A 14,125-nucleotide genomic window follows, 5' to 3' on the forward strand; every position below is an offset into this window, starting at 1 on the left:
AATGAAGACTGAAGTTGCTGTCATAGGTGGTGGCCCTGCAGGACTTGCCGCAGCTGTTGCAGCCAGAGATGCAGGAGTAGAAGACATTCTGATTATCGAAAGGGACAACGAGCTGGGAGGAATACTGAATCAGTGCGTTCACAACGGATTTGGCCTTCACACTTTTAAAGAAGAGCTTACTGGCCCTGAATACGCCGGAAGATATATTGATATGGTAAATGAGAGAAAGATCCCATATCTTCTCAAGACCATGGTTGTTGACATCTCAAGGGATAAGGTGATCACTGTCATGAACAGGGAAAAAGGCCTTTTCACCATTGAGGCTGATGCTATCATCCTGGCAATGGGCTGCAGGGAAAGATCCAGAGGAGCCCTTAATATTCCGGGATACAGGCCTGCAGGAATCTATTCTGCCGGAACTGCACAGCGCTATGTAAACATGGAAGGCCGTATGCCGGGAAAGGAAATTGTGATCCTTGGTTCAGGAGATATCGGTCTGATCATGGCCAGAAGAATGACTCTGGAAGGAGCAAAGGTAAAGGTAGTGGCTGAACTCATGCCATATTCCGGCGGTTTGAAGAGAAACATCGTACAGTGCCTTGACGACTTTGGTATTCCCCTGAAGCTCAGCCATACTGTAGTGGATATTAAAGGAACAGACAGAGTTGAAGGCGTAACCATTGCACAGGTAGACGAGAAGCTTAAGCCAATACCTGGAACTGAGGAGTTTTACAGCTGTGATACACTGCTTCTTTCCTGCGGATTGATACCGGAAAATGAACTCAGCTCTCAGGCAGGCGTTGCGCTGAGCTCTGTAACAGGTGGACCTGTAGTGGATGAAAGCCTGGAAACAGACATAGATGGAATTTTTGCCTGTGGCAATGTCCTCCACGTTCACGATCTGGTTGACTTTGTTTCCCAGGAAGCATCGATTGCAGGTGAGAAAGCAGCTGAGTACGTAAAGGGTGCCCTGGCTCCTTCAGGGAAAAAGATTTCTCTTCAGGGCGTTGGAGGTGTGCGTTATACAGTGCCTGCGGAAATCGACCCTGAGAGAATGGCTGACAAGCAGGTTGTAAGGTTCCGTGTAGGAAAAGTATTCAAGAACGTAAAAGTTGTTACCACCGCCGGTGACCAGGTTCTTTCTTCATCAAAGAAGAGAGTGATGGCCCCTGGCGAGATGGAGCAGGTTGTAATCAGAAAAGACAAGCTTATTGCTGCCGGTCCGGTTGAAAAAATAGTAATTGCTGTGGAAGATAATCAGACAGAAGCAAAGGCTGCAGACAAGGAGGCGTAAAATGTGGAAGAGAGAATTGATCTGCATAGGATGCCCGATGGGCTGTAATCTGACAGTTACATCAGATAAAGATATTCCTGAATCTTCTGAACTGGTACCTTCAGAATTCAGAGACAGCCTGACCGTAACAGGAAATACCTGTCCTAAAGGTGATGACTATGCCAGAAAAGAAGTGACCGATCCCAGGAGAGTGGTAACATCAACAGTAAGAGTAAAGGGTGGAAATCTTCCGGAAGTTTCTGTAAAAACAGCAGGAGACATTCCAAAAGGAAGAATCATGGACTGCATGAAAAGCCTGAAAGATGTTGAATTAGAAGCTCCTGTCACCATTGGTCAGGTGATTCTGAGAAATGTGTGTGACACTGGCGTGGACATTGTTGCTACAAAAAACATACACCCTGTAGTGTCGAATAACTAAGACTAACCGAAGAATTTTTTACAATAAGGTAAACTAATGAGAAGCCGCCCTATGTTGTGGATGCACATTGATGCAAATACAACATAGGGTGTTTTGCGTTGAAGCCAGTAAAAAATAATAATTATTTTTTACTGATATGCGGAATTATTCCTTTCAAGTGGCAGAAACAGTATTGGACAGGATAAGATTTTCAGATAAAATGATATTGTTTATTAAATGTGTTGATAGTGTGAAGCAGTTCCGCCTTATACAGGAACTGAATCATTGAAATAATCAGGAGGTAATAATGAAGATGACTGCAGGGAAGATCAGGACAGCTTTAATTGTTCTACTGGCGGCTGCTTTTGTGCTTCTTGGATTTGGTGCAGTAGAGGTAAACGGCGCATCTGTCAGTGATGCTACCGGATATGTTAATTCCAGAGTGGGAGTTAACGTAAGATCCGGTCCGGGTACCAGATACAAGATTGCCTTTGGTTTAGGTGATAACGCAAAGGTAACCATTCACGAGGAATATTTTGTGACCAACAGCAGCACCTCATCTGTCAACAGGTGGTACCGGGTCAGCAGATACGGAAGGTCCGGTTACATCAGAGCAGACCTTATTGATGGGGTGTCGTATACTACTGTAAACGGTGTAACCACCGATGCATTGAATTACAGAAACGGTGCGGGAACAGGAATGTACAGAGCGGGAACCTTGGGAAAGGGTACAGGTCTGGCAGTTGTTCTGAAGGCCAGAGCAAATAATTCCAGCGCTCAGTGGTATAAGGTAAAAATTGGTTCCTCCTATAGATACGTTTGCGGCACCTGGGTAAATCTGACAGGTTCAATCTTCACAAAGCCTGAGAATCCGTCTTCAGGAAACAGCGGAAACAACTGGGGCAGCCAGAGCGGGAATAACAGTGGAAATACCGGAGGAAACACTGCTCAGCCTTCGTCCTTTGAAGATCAGCTGAACGCCCAGGGATTCCCGGAGGACTACAAGGTTCAGCTCAGAAAGCTTCACCAGGCTCATCCGAACTGGGTATTCCAGAGCATTAACACAGGACTGGACTTCAATACCGTAGTAAGCAAGGAAAGTGCAGGGAACGTTTCTCTGATTAACGGAGCATACCCACTTTCTTACAGGAGCACTGCCGCTGGAGACTTCAGGGCAGGAAACGGCAGAACTGTTTACAGCAGTACCAGCACATCATCTTCTTCTGCAGGTCATATAGCCAATAATGAATCATTTACAATCCTGGATGAGAAGTTCACATCCAACAGCACAGCTTCAAGCGCAAAATGGACTCACGTAAAGCTGTCAAATGGTTCTTCCGGCTACATTAATGGTGCCATTACCAGTGAATCTTACGTAAGCTCCATCAAGGGCGTAGGAGAGAAAGACACCAACATAAGATCTATAGCAGGTACAGCTTCAGGATCATATGTCAGAACCCTGAATGCAGACACTACCCTTGACATCGTCCTTTCTGCAAAGGATTCCAAGGGAACTACCTGGTATAAGTTCAGAGATGGCAGCACATACAGATATATTTGCGCTGATTATGTAAAACTTCAGAAAACTGAACAGCCGGCTGCCTCTCAGCCTCAGGAAGGCCAGCAGAATCAGGCTCAGGATCAGCCTCAGAATCAGAATACCCAGCCGGCTCAGCCGTCTTCAGGAGCAGTTACCGGAAAGGCCACTGATGATCTGAATTACAGAGTGGGCCCGGGTGCAGCATTCCAGAAGAAGGGAATGTTCAACAGAGGTCAGGAGCTTACAATTCTGTCATCAGTAACATCCTGTGACAATAACGGATGGTACAAGGTAAACTACAACGGTGAAGTAGTATATGTTTGTGCAGATTACGTATCGGTTTCGGGAACTGTGTCAGCAGGCACTGCAACCGTTCCTGGAACTGTAAAAGAATGGCTTAACTACAGGTCCGCGCCTTCCATGTCCGCATCCAGACTGGGAACACTTAGTGCCGGAACATCCCTTACTATTACAGGATCCAAGAAAGCCGATGGATATACATGGTACAGGGCGAACTATAACGGAAAAGATGTTTATGTGGCATCTGACTGGGTAACTATTGGAACAGAAAAATCTGATGTAAAAGCAGGAGCTTCCGGGTCCCAGGCACAGCAGCCACAGCAGAGCCAGCAGCAGGCCTCCCAGGCTCAGGCAGCAGCCCATGCAGATCCTTCATCACTGAACGGAACAGGAAAAGTTGTGGAGGGAAGCTACATTCCTAAGGACGGAAGCAACTGGTTTGCCGCAAACGCTCAGACTGTAGCGTACTTTGTGGATCCTAGAAACTTCCTTAATGAAGACAGAATCTACATGTTTGAAAACCTGTCCTACAACGGCTCATACCAAACCGTTCAGGTGGTAGATAAGATTCTGGCCGGTACAGCACTGCAGCGCCATGGATATCAGGCATCCTGGTTTACTTCTGCAGGAGCAAAGTACGGAATCAGCCCAGTTTCCCTGGCTGCAAGAGCAAGACAGGAGACAGGCGGAGGGAGCATTGCTGAAAGCGGATACATGATAAACGGGATTACATACTACAATCCGTTTAATATCGGCGCTTATACCAGCAGCAATCCGGTTATGCTTGGAATGCAGTATGCACAGAAGCAGGGCTGGAACACAAAGCAGGCCGCCATTGACGGCGCAGCTAAGTTCCTGGCTTCCGGATATATTAACAACAAACAGAACACAATGTATCTTGAGAGATTCAACGTTGCAAACGGAGCATCAAGAGTTGCAACCCACCAGTACATGACCAATATTATGGCACCGTACAGCGAATCCCTCACTACAAAGAACGCATATTCAAGCTACGGAATCACCAATGAAGCTCTTGTATTCTTGATTCCTGTATACACGAATATGCCAGGATCAACCTCACTTCCATCTTAAGAAGTGGTTGACAGGGCAGAGCAAACTGCCTGAAGTAAAGCAGCGATGAATCAAAACAACAAAAATACCGGCTGGCGGAAAACATTCCATCAGCCGGTATTTTTTACTTCGGGATCTTGTCCCCTTGTTTTACGTCCCTTTCATTCATCATCTTGTTTATTGTGTTCAGTATGGTCCTTTTACGGTAGCTCCATTCCGGGGTGATCAGAAGACTTCTGGGAGCGTCGCCGGTGAGCCGGTGGATGGTGATGTCCGGAGGTATGATTTCCAGGATCTTGACCACCAGGTCACAGTATTCTTCGATAGAAGAGAAGGGAGTGTAGTCAGGCATGGTGGCAGCCAGAGTCGAGCCCTTTACAACATTGAGAAGGTGGAGCTTCAGTCCGAAAATGTGACCGTTTTCACCTGAGGTAAGGAATTTTACGGAATTGAACATGTCTTCTTCAGATTCCCCCGGTAGTCCCAGAATAAGATGGGTAACAACTTTTATGTTTCTGCGGTTCAGTTCCTTTACTGAGCGCCTGAAGTCTTCTGTCGTATAGCCCAGGTTCATTTTTTTCATAGTTTCGGGGTTTGAAGTCTGAAGACCCAGTTCAACCCACATAAAATGATTTTGGTTAATCTCTGAAAGAAGGTCCAGCACCTCGTCACTAAGGCAGTCTGGCCTTGTGGCGATGGCTATTCCGGAAATACGGGGATCCTGCAAAACCGAGTAGTATTTTCTGCGGAGATCTTCCACAGGCTCATAGGTGTTCGTATGGCTCTGGAAATACCCAATGTAGGCAGCATCCGGCCATTTTTTGCTGAGAAGCTCTATCTGTCCGTCAATGTCTGAGGCCATCTCTCCTGAACCATCAGGAGAGCAAAAGGCGCATCCGCCGGTTCCCAGGGTGCCGTCTCTGTTAGGACAAGTGAAGCCTCCGTCAATTGAAAGTTTAACGGTCTTCCGGCCAAAAACTTTCCTCAAGTATGAGTTTATCGAATTGAAACGTGTATTGTTTTCCATTTATTCAGCACCTTAATCGAAAATGTTGGTTGATATCTATAAAAGATATTTGAAATTATGTTTTGTATCATAAAAAATGATGCAGAGCAACCAGGAATATGGTATACTCACAGCATAGTTTTTGAACAAAAGGAGCGTTCACAATGTCCCACAGCAGGTCTGTTTCAAAAGAGAAAATAGATGCAATGCAGATTTTCCCCGCTGGTAATATGTCCGGAATGACCGGTCTGGAAGGCGGGAAGTTCGGCAGTTTTGCACTTGGCACTGAGAAACCGTCAGTGCTTCTTCATGCCTGCTGCGGTCCTTGTGCAACAGCCTGTGTGGAGCGGCTGGCACCGGACTATTCAGTAACGGTCTATTATTATAATCCAAACATTACCGACAGTGAAGAATATTATCTCAGGAGGGATAATCTCAGAAAATTCCTGGACGGGTTTAACAGAGACCACGAAGGTGAATTCTTTGTGGATTATCTTGAAGGGCCTTATGATTTCGGAGAATATCTGAAGAGAGCTGAACCTCTGGCAGATGAGCCAGAAGGTGGAAAGAGGTGCACTCTTTGTTTCGAGATGCGGCTGGCAAATTCTGCCAGAACCGCAGAATCTCTCGGATTTGACTATTTCACCACAACTATGACGGTAAGCCCCCATAAGAATTACAAGCTTATTTCTCAGATGGGTAATGCCCTCGGGGAGGGCATGAACACACAATTTTTAGATGTAGATTTTAAGAAAAAAGACGGTTTCAAGAGAAGCGTGGAGCTGTCGAAACAATACGACCTTTACCGTCAGCGTTTTTGCGGCTGTGAATTCGCCAGAAATGCTGGACTGGTAGAAGGGCTGGGTAAATAAAACTTGTTTTTACACGTCAGAGAGACGTATAAGAAAGGGGTATTGAAAATGAGCAAAGTGATAATTCCTGAAGGTTACCAGTCTGCACTGGACGAAAGAGAAACTCAGAGAGCCATCAAGAAGGTAAAGGACTACTTCCAGCAGGAGCTGGCCTATGGTCTTCAGCTCAGGAGAGTTACAGCACCGCTGTTTGTAATACCTGAGACTGGATTAAACGACACCTTGAACGGATACGAGAGAAGAGTTGAATTCACCATAAAGGATATGGATGAAACCAGAGTAGAGGTGGTTCAGTCCCTGGCAAAGTGGAAGCGAATGGCCCTGGGCAAGTATGGCGTGGAGCCTGGAAGAGGACTGTATACAGACATGAACGCCATCAGGAGAGATGAGGAGCTGGACAACCTGCACTCCATATATGTTGACCAGTGGGACTGGGAGAAGGTGATTACAAAGGAACAGCGCACTGAGGAGTATCTTGAGGAAACTGTAAACACCATTTATCACGCAATGAAGAACCTGGGAGACTATGTAAACAGGCTTTACAGAGACATTCAGGTGGAGATACCGAACGAAATCACATTCATTACTACCCAGGAGCTGGAGGACGCATATCCTGACAAGACTCCTAAGGAAAGAGAGGACATTGTTGCCGAGAAATACGGTGCAGTATTCATCAAAAAGATAGGAGGAGTTCTGGCTTCCGGTGAGAAACATGACGGAAGAGCTCCTGACTATGATGACTGGGAGCTGAACGGAGATATTATTCTGTGGAACGATGTTCTGAAGCAGGCATTTGAGATATCTTCCATGGGAATCCGTGTAGATGCAGAGTCCATGAGGCGTCAGCTGGAGATCGATGGAAAGACAGACAGACTGGAAATGCCTTTCCACAAGGGAGTTATTGACGGAACTATTCCTCTTTCCATTGGCGGAGGAATCGGACAGAGCCGTCTCTGCATGTTCTTCCTGAAGAAGGCTCATATTGGAGAGGTACAGGTCTCCGTATGGCCGGATGACATGATTGAAGAATGTGCTGAGAATGACATATTCCTTCTGTAGTTAGATAGTGTATAATAATAGTTGAGTTCAGGCCCGGGGCGCCAAAAGCTCCGGGTTATTATTTTGTATAAGTCAGGTGAAAGGGGGGAGCTGTGCAGTACGTAAGCGTTGTGATAGACAATAAGAGCCAGTACACTGATACCTACTACACATACAGGGCCCCCGACCATGTCTGTGTAGGGGACAAGGTGCTTGTATCCTTCGGAAAGAGGAAGAAGCTGACAGAAGGATACGTTTTTGAAACCGGCGTTAAGACGGAGCTCAAGGATTCTGTAATTAAAGATATCAGCGAAGTTGACAAGAAGCGGTCACTTAATAAAGAGATGATATCCACCGCAGTCTGGATGAGAAACAGATACGGCATCAAGTTCATTGACGGAATAAAGATGTTCGCTGTAGGTGGAAAGAGGGACACCAGGAAGCAGCTTAAAGTAGAGGATCTTCCGGGGGAAGAGGAAAACATCAGGCTCAGCCCGGAACAGCAGAGGGCTGCAGATACTATAAGCCGCAAACTGGAGATGAACCAGAGCGCAGCTTTTTTACTTAAAGGAGTTACAAACAGCGGCAAGACTGAAGTATACATGAGAGCTGCGGAGAAGGCCGTATCCCTTGGAAAGACAGTAATAGTTCTGGCATCGGAGATAGCTCTTGCGGCTCAGGTCCAGAGAAGGTTCGAGAAACGGTTTGGAAAAGACATGGTGGCAGTTCTTCACAGCCGCCTGACCACATCTCAGAAACTTTCGGAATGGCTTAGAATAAGAGAGGGCCAGGCGAAGATTGTTGTAGGGGCAAGAACTGCGGTGTTCGCTCCGGCAGATAATATAGGCCTGATAGTGATAGACGAGGAACATGAGTCAACTTACAAGTCAGACCATAATCCAAAGTACGAGACTGTAGACGTAGCATATAAAAGGTGCATGCTGAACAATGCTGTACTGCTTCTGGGAAGTGCTACACCTAGTATAGTATCCTACTCCAGGGCCATGGAAGGAATCTATCAGCTGATCCGGATGGACAACCGTATCGGCACCAGCGTCATGCCTGATGTTGAGATAGTGGACATGAAGGATGAGATCCGGGCGGGAAACCGGAATCCGGTAAGCCGCCGCCTTTATGACGGTATAAAGGAGACCCTTGACAGGAACGAACAGGTCATTCTTTTCCTTAACAGAAGGGGATTCGCACCTGCAATTATATGCAGAGAGTGCGGGGAAAGGCTTAAATGCCCGGACTGCGGCATTTCCCTTACCTTTCATAAAAGCTTTGGAGGTGCTATGTGCCACTACTGCGGGCGGGTTTTCAAGCTCCCGGAAAAATGCCCGGAATGCGGCACAGGAAGTCTTCAGCTTCTGGGCGCCGGCACAGAGAAAATACAGGAGCAGGTACAAGAGCTTTTTCCAGATAAGGTGGTAGGCCGTTTCGATCTGGATACAGCAACATCCCAGAAGGACATTGACAAGACAATAGGGGACTTTGAGAAAGGAAAAACTCATATACTCATCGGTACCCAGATTCTGGCCAAGGGGCTGGATTTCAGAAACGTGGGCCTGGTGGGCGTAGTGCTGGCAGATACAACTTTGAACATACCTGACTACAGGTCCTCAGAAAGGACATACCAGCTGATAACCCAGGTGGCTGGGAGAGCAGGAAGAGGATCCGGCAGGAGCCAGGTGATTATTCAGACCTATGAGCCGGAAGACCAGTCCATACTTGCTGCGGCAAAAATGGACTATGAAGGCTTCTACGAGACAGAGCTGCTACACAGAAGAATCATGAATTACCCACCCTACTCTGATATAATCGCGATATCATTCACAGGATCAGATGAGAAAGTTACTTCAGAGCAGCTGATGGAGAAAGCAGAAGATTTCCGCAGAAGGCTGATCGGACTTTCCCGGGGAATAGAAGGCGGCCAGATTCTGGCAGTTCGTCCCGACAACCTGAAGCCAGGGGGCAGGGAAAAAGTCACTTTCATGATAAAGGCCCCTAAAGGAACCAGAAGTGGATATGTCCATTTCTATATGGAGGAGAGAGGTAAGTACATTACCAGCAAAGAGAATTTCAACATCGAAATAGACATCAATCCATATTGATGAAATAGTAAATATACAGAAGGAGAATACTCTATGGCAACAAGAACAATAGCAGAAAAGGGAGATCCTATTCTCAGAAAACACTGCAAACCAGTTAAGAACTTTAACGATCGTCTCAAGGTTCTGGCAGAAGATATGATCGAAACCATGGACCAGGCTGATGGTGTAGGGCTTGCGGCTCCTCAGGTCAGCGTCATGAAGAGAATGTACGTGGCAAGACCTTATCTTGAGGATCAGGAAAAAGTATTTGTAATGGTAAACCCAGACATTTACGAGAGGACGGGAGAGCAGATCTCCACTGAGGGTTGTCTCAGTGTGCCGGGCTACACCGGTCATCTGAAGAGGCCGGAGTCCATAAAAATGAGGGCCCAGGATCTTGAAGGACAGTGGCACGAATATGAGTTTCAGGGATTCTCGGCAGTGGTAAACTGTCATGAATACGATCATCTGGACGGAATACTTTATACAGATAATGCAGAAGACCTTATGACCAACGAGGAATATGAGGAGCTTTTGAGAGAACAGGCTGAGAAAGAAAGCAGAGAATAGGCAGGGTGAGATTTTGTTAAGAACAGTTTATATGGGAACACCGGAATTCGCAGTTCCCTGTCTCAGGGCGCTGGCAGAGGGAAAAGACATAGAAGTTGCTCTTGTGGTTACCCAGCCGGACAGGAAGGGAAACAGAGGAAAGATTACTATGTCTCCTGTAAAGAAGACGGCTATGGAGTACGGCATCCCGGTGGCGCAGCCTTTTTCCATAAGGAAGGATCCTGAATTTGTGGAAAGCCTCAGGGAACTTTCACCGGATATAATTGTTGTGGCTGCCTTCGGACAGATCCTTCCGGAGCAGGTGCTTAACATCCCAAGATACGGATGCGTAAACCTTCACGGATCTCTTCTGCCTGAACTGAGAGGCGCGGCGCCTATGCAGTACGCAATAATGGAAGGCCACCAGAAGACAGGAATAACCTTGATGAAGATGGACAAGGGCCTTGATACTGGGGACATGCTTGCTGTAAGAGAACTGGAAATTGGAGACAAGGATATTGACCAGGTGGCAGAATCTCTTTCAGTAATGGGTGCAGAGCTTCTCATGGAAACGCTGCCAGCCATTGTGGACGGCACAGTAAAAGCTGTGCCTCAGGATGACAGCAAATCCACCTATGCCCACATGATTAAAAAAACTGACGGTCTTACGGATTTTTCCGGAAGCGCAGCGGAGGAAGAGAGAAAGCTCAGGGCTTTTAAAGACTGGCCTGTACTTCACAGTTATCTCAATGGACAGACTGTAAAGTTTTACAAGGCTCAGGTAATCGATCTGCCTCCGGAAGGGGATCACGGTACCATTGCGAAGGTAGATAAGGACAGCTTCCAGATTAACTGCGGTTCCGGCAGGCTTAAAATTCTTGAACTTCAGCTTCAGGGAAAGAAGCGCATGAAAACAGAAGATTTTCTCCGGGGAAGAAAGCTGGAAAAGGGTGACCGGTTCACCACCGGCCAGCATGAATAGGAGAGATTATTATAAACTAGGAGGGGAAATATGTATTATTACGGAGGACTGGGATATTATTCTTCTATGATAGTGCTGATTCCTGCAATGATTTTCACTATTATTGTGCAGGCCAACATCAAGTCAGCATTTAACAGATATTCAAATATTACTAACAGCAGGCGGATCACAGGAAGGGAGGCTGCAAGACTGGTCCTTGACTCCAACGGATTGACCAGCGTTCCTGTAAACATCATAGGTGGAGATGCCTTGACCAACTACTACGATCCGTCCAGCAATTCTGTGAATTTATCCAGGGCGGTAGGGGAAACAGATTCCATTGCGTCCATGTGCATCGCCTGCCACGAGGTAGGTCATGCAATTCAGCACGCCAGGGGATACTTCCCAATTAAGATCAGGAATTTCCTGGTGCCAGTAGTAAACCTGACTTCCAGGTTTTCCTGGCCGCTGATTTTCCTTGGACTGCTCCTGTCAACAACAAACGCTTACGGTTCCCTGCTCTTTAACATCGGAACACTGTGTTTCGTGTTCGTAGTTCTTTTCCATCTGGTTACACTGCCTGTGGAGCTGAATGCCAGCAGCAGAGCCCTGAAGCAGATGGAGGCAGCCGGTATTGTAGACAAGGAAGACATGTATGGAAGCAGAAAGGTTCTGAGAGCTGCGGCAATGACCTACGTGGCAGCCTTGGCAACAGCAGTGGCTTCTCTGCTGAGAATCATGCTTCTCAGGAACAGAGACTAGCAATAATTGATATAAGTATCTGCCGGCTCCTGGTTGAGTCGGCATTTTCGTGTGTATTGAGGAAAATGAAATCGTATTTTTCCGGAGGTAACCAGTGTTGAACAAAAATCTCCTGGCATCATTTCAGGCACTTAAAGATGTGTACTCAGAAGATGCATTCTCTAATCTTGCTCTCAACAAGGCCATTTCAGATCACAGGGACTGCGAGCCGGCATTTGTGAGAGCTATGGTAAAAGGAGTTCTCAGAAATTCCATTTTGCTGGATTATTACATTGACGGTCTTGCGTCAAAGGGTATTAAGAAGATAAAAAACAGAACTCTTATTCTCCTGCGGATGGGAATTTTTGCAATTGAAGAAATGGATTCCATGCCTGAATATGCGGCTGTAAATGAAGTGGTGACTCTGGCCAGAAAGGTGTCAGGAGGAACTGCAGGATTCATAAACGCTGTTCTAAGAAACTATCTGAGAAAAAGGAAGAGCCTGTACACAGACACCTGGAAGAATCCGGTAACGGGGAAGAAAAGCCGGGAAGAAAATCTGTCTGTCCGGTATTCTTATGCTCCAGAACTGGTGAACCTGTTTATTGAACAGTACGGGGACCATGAGGCAGAAAAGATAATGGCAGCCATGAATGATGGCCAGCCCCTGGTTATCCGTACAAATCCCCTGAGAATTACCAGAGAAGCCTTGATGGAGAAACTGGAGGAAGAAGGGTGCAGGTGCTCTGAGGCAGATGGCACCAGGCTGGGAATCGTGGTGAATGAAGGATCACCTCTTGGAACCAGTCTTTTTGGAGAGGGCTTGTTTTCTGTACAGGGAAAAAGCTCTATGACCGCAGTTCAGCATCTGGCAGATCTTTCAGGGCAGGCCGCAGCCTTCGGGGAGGAAAATGATTTTTCCAATAAAAATCCCAAAGCCACAGAATTAAAATATCTGGACCTTTGCTCGGCTCCCGGGGGCAAGACCTGTGAGCTGGCAGAGCTTACTGGGGACATCCACGAAATACTGGCCTGTGATATTTACAGTCACAGACTTGAGCTGGTAAACAGCAACGTAAAAAGGCTGGGCATCAAAGGAATCAGAACAGAGATTCATGACGGCACTGACAAAGTGGAGGAATGGGAAAACAGTTTTCAGCTGGTTGTTGCAGATGTTCCCTGCTCAGGCCTTGGAACTATTGGAGCAAAGCCTGAGATAAAATTAAGGTTTGATGAAGAAGAAATCAGAGATCTTCCGGAGATACAGAAAAAAATCCTGGCAAACGCTTTTTCTTATGTTAAGCCCGGCGGGTATCTCATGTATTCCACCTGTACTCTGAACAAAGATGAAAATGACGGTGTGATAAATTGGTTTCTCCAGTGGAGGAAAGAGGCCGGAGACGTTGAAACTATTGAAAAATGCTTGTTATTACCATATAATATTACGACAGGTTTTTACTGGTGCATTATGAGAAAAAAACAAGAAGCACCGGAAAACAAATAAATTTCAAGTTTAAAGGTGATTTAATGAATATTGGATATCTTACAGATCCCGGCAGAAGGCGCACAAAGAACGAAGATGCACTGAGAGTTTTGAAGGAAAAGAAGTTCTTCATGCTGGCTGACGGTGTAGGAGGAAACAAGTCAGGAGAGGTTGCCAGCCAGGCTGCTTTGGACGCCCTTCAGGATTATGTACAGAATAACCCTCTGGACAAGGTCTCCGGCAGAGATGCTATGTTCAGATACTTCGAGGACGCAGTAAATTATGTGAATGAGTACATAAGGGAGATGTCTCAGGAGAAGCCGGAATATAACGGAATGGCTACAACCCTGGTGTTTGCCTATGTTGACGGAAAGATCCTGTACATTGCCAATGTAGGTGACAGCAGGGTCTACTTCATTCACAACAATGTGATACATCAGATCACTGAGGATCACACCTATGTAAATGACCTTCTGAAGATGGGCGCAATAACGAAATCAGAAGCAGCTCATCACGAGAAGAAGAACGTGATTACCAGGGCCATAGGAGCAAATGCTTACAACAGCCCTGACTGTTTTAATATTTTCATAGAACCAGACGATAAGATCCTTATCTGCAGCGATGGTCTGTACGACGAGGTTCCGGAAAAGGACATCATGGAAGTCATTCAGTCCGGCGAGGATATGCAGGACTGCGCCAGGAAGCTGGTGGATATGGCCAACGAAAAAGGCGGAAGTGACAATATTTCCGTAATTTGCATTGATATGATGGAGGACTAAG

At 46.5% G+C, this 14,125-nt stretch carries 12 protein-coding genes; 11 read left to right on the plus strand and 1 reads right to left on the minus strand.

The features are described 5' to 3' along the window. Position 1: 1 nt before the first annotated feature. The 3 genes from FYJ66_RS01805 to FYJ66_RS01815 all read left to right on the plus strand — a co-directional run bounded on the left by FYJ66_RS01805 (position 2) and on the right by FYJ66_RS01815 (position 4,623). Positions 2–1,294, plus strand: coding sequence for an NAD(P)/FAD-dependent oxidoreductase (locus FYJ66_RS01805; protein ID WP_154571793.1), 1,293 nt, complete (start codon positions 2–4; stop codon positions 1,292–1,294). A 1-nt stretch (position 1,295) separates the two neighbouring features. Beyond that, entirely contained in the window at positions 1,296–1,712 is a 417-nt protein-coding gene (locus FYJ66_RS01810; protein WP_154571794.1) for a DUF1667 domain-containing protein, read from the plus strand. A gap of 286 nt (positions 1,713–1,998) precedes the next feature. Continuing rightward, a complete protein-coding gene (locus FYJ66_RS01815; RefSeq protein ID WP_154571795.1) occupies positions 1,999–4,623 on the plus strand; it encodes an SH3 domain-containing protein in 2,625 nt (874 codons plus the stop codon). 103 nt (positions 4,624–4,726) lie between these two features. On the opposite strand, the gene mnmL is transcribed toward FYJ66_RS01815, so the two are convergent. Beyond that, positions 4,727–5,629 carry a tRNA modification radical SAM protein MnmL/YtqA gene (mnmL, locus tag FYJ66_RS01820; protein WP_154571796.1) on the minus strand — a complete coding sequence of 301 codons (903 nt, stop codon included), beginning with the start codon at positions 5,627–5,629 and terminating at the stop codon, positions 4,727–4,729. A 143-nt stretch (positions 5,630–5,772) separates the two neighbouring features. Between mnmL and FYJ66_RS01825 the strand changes: the two genes are divergently transcribed. The 8 genes from FYJ66_RS01825 to FYJ66_RS01860 all read left to right on the plus strand — a co-directional run bounded on the left by FYJ66_RS01825 (position 5,773) and on the right by FYJ66_RS01860 (position 14,124). After that, positions 5,773–6,480, plus strand: coding sequence for an epoxyqueuosine reductase QueH (locus tag FYJ66_RS01825; RefSeq protein ID WP_235897306.1), 708 nt, complete (start codon positions 5,773–5,775; stop codon positions 6,478–6,480). Between the two features lie 48 nt (positions 6,481–6,528). Beyond that, the gene (gene asnA, locus FYJ66_RS01830) at positions 6,529–7,539 is read left to right on the plus strand and encodes an aspartate--ammonia ligase (protein WP_154571797.1); all 1,011 of its coding nucleotides are present in this window, start codon (positions 6,529–6,531) and stop codon (positions 7,537–7,539) included. A gap of 92 nt (positions 7,540–7,631) precedes the next feature. Further along, the gene (gene priA / locus FYJ66_RS01835) at positions 7,632–9,632 is read left to right on the plus strand and encodes a replication restart helicase PriA (RefSeq protein WP_154571798.1); all 2,001 of its coding nucleotides are present in this window, start codon (positions 7,632–7,634) and stop codon (positions 9,630–9,632) included. Between the two features lie 33 nt (positions 9,633–9,665). Next, positions 9,666–10,181, plus strand: coding sequence for a peptide deformylase (def, locus tag FYJ66_RS01840; protein ID WP_154571799.1), 516 nt, complete (start codon positions 9,666–9,668; stop codon positions 10,179–10,181). A gap of 13 nt (positions 10,182–10,194) precedes the next feature. Continuing rightward, entirely contained in the window at positions 10,195–11,142 is a 948-nt protein-coding gene (gene fmt / locus FYJ66_RS01845) for a methionyl-tRNA formyltransferase (RefSeq protein ID WP_235897307.1), read from the plus strand. 30 nt (positions 11,143–11,172) lie between these two features. Next, complete coding sequence (locus FYJ66_RS01850; RefSeq protein WP_154571800.1) at positions 11,173–11,883, plus strand: zinc metallopeptidase; 711 nt, start codon at positions 11,173–11,175, stop codon at positions 11,881–11,883. A 94-nt stretch (positions 11,884–11,977) separates the two neighbouring features. Further along, positions 11,978–13,366 carry a transcription antitermination factor NusB gene (locus FYJ66_RS01855; RefSeq protein WP_154571801.1) on the plus strand — a complete coding sequence of 463 codons (1,389 nt, stop codon included), beginning with the start codon at positions 11,978–11,980 and terminating at the stop codon, positions 13,364–13,366. Positions 13,367–13,389: 23 nt separating this feature from the next. Beyond that, complete coding sequence (locus FYJ66_RS01860) at positions 13,390–14,124, plus strand: Stp1/IreP family PP2C-type Ser/Thr phosphatase (protein ID WP_154571802.1); 735 nt, start codon at positions 13,390–13,392, stop codon at positions 14,122–14,124. Position 14,125 lies beyond the last annotated feature (1 nt).

The sequence above is a fragment of the Allobaileyella intestinalis genome (assembly GCF_009695865.1).
GTDB classification, from domain to species: domain Bacteria; phylum Bacillota; class Clostridia; order Peptostreptococcales; family Anaerovoracaceae; genus Allobaileyella; species Allobaileyella intestinalis.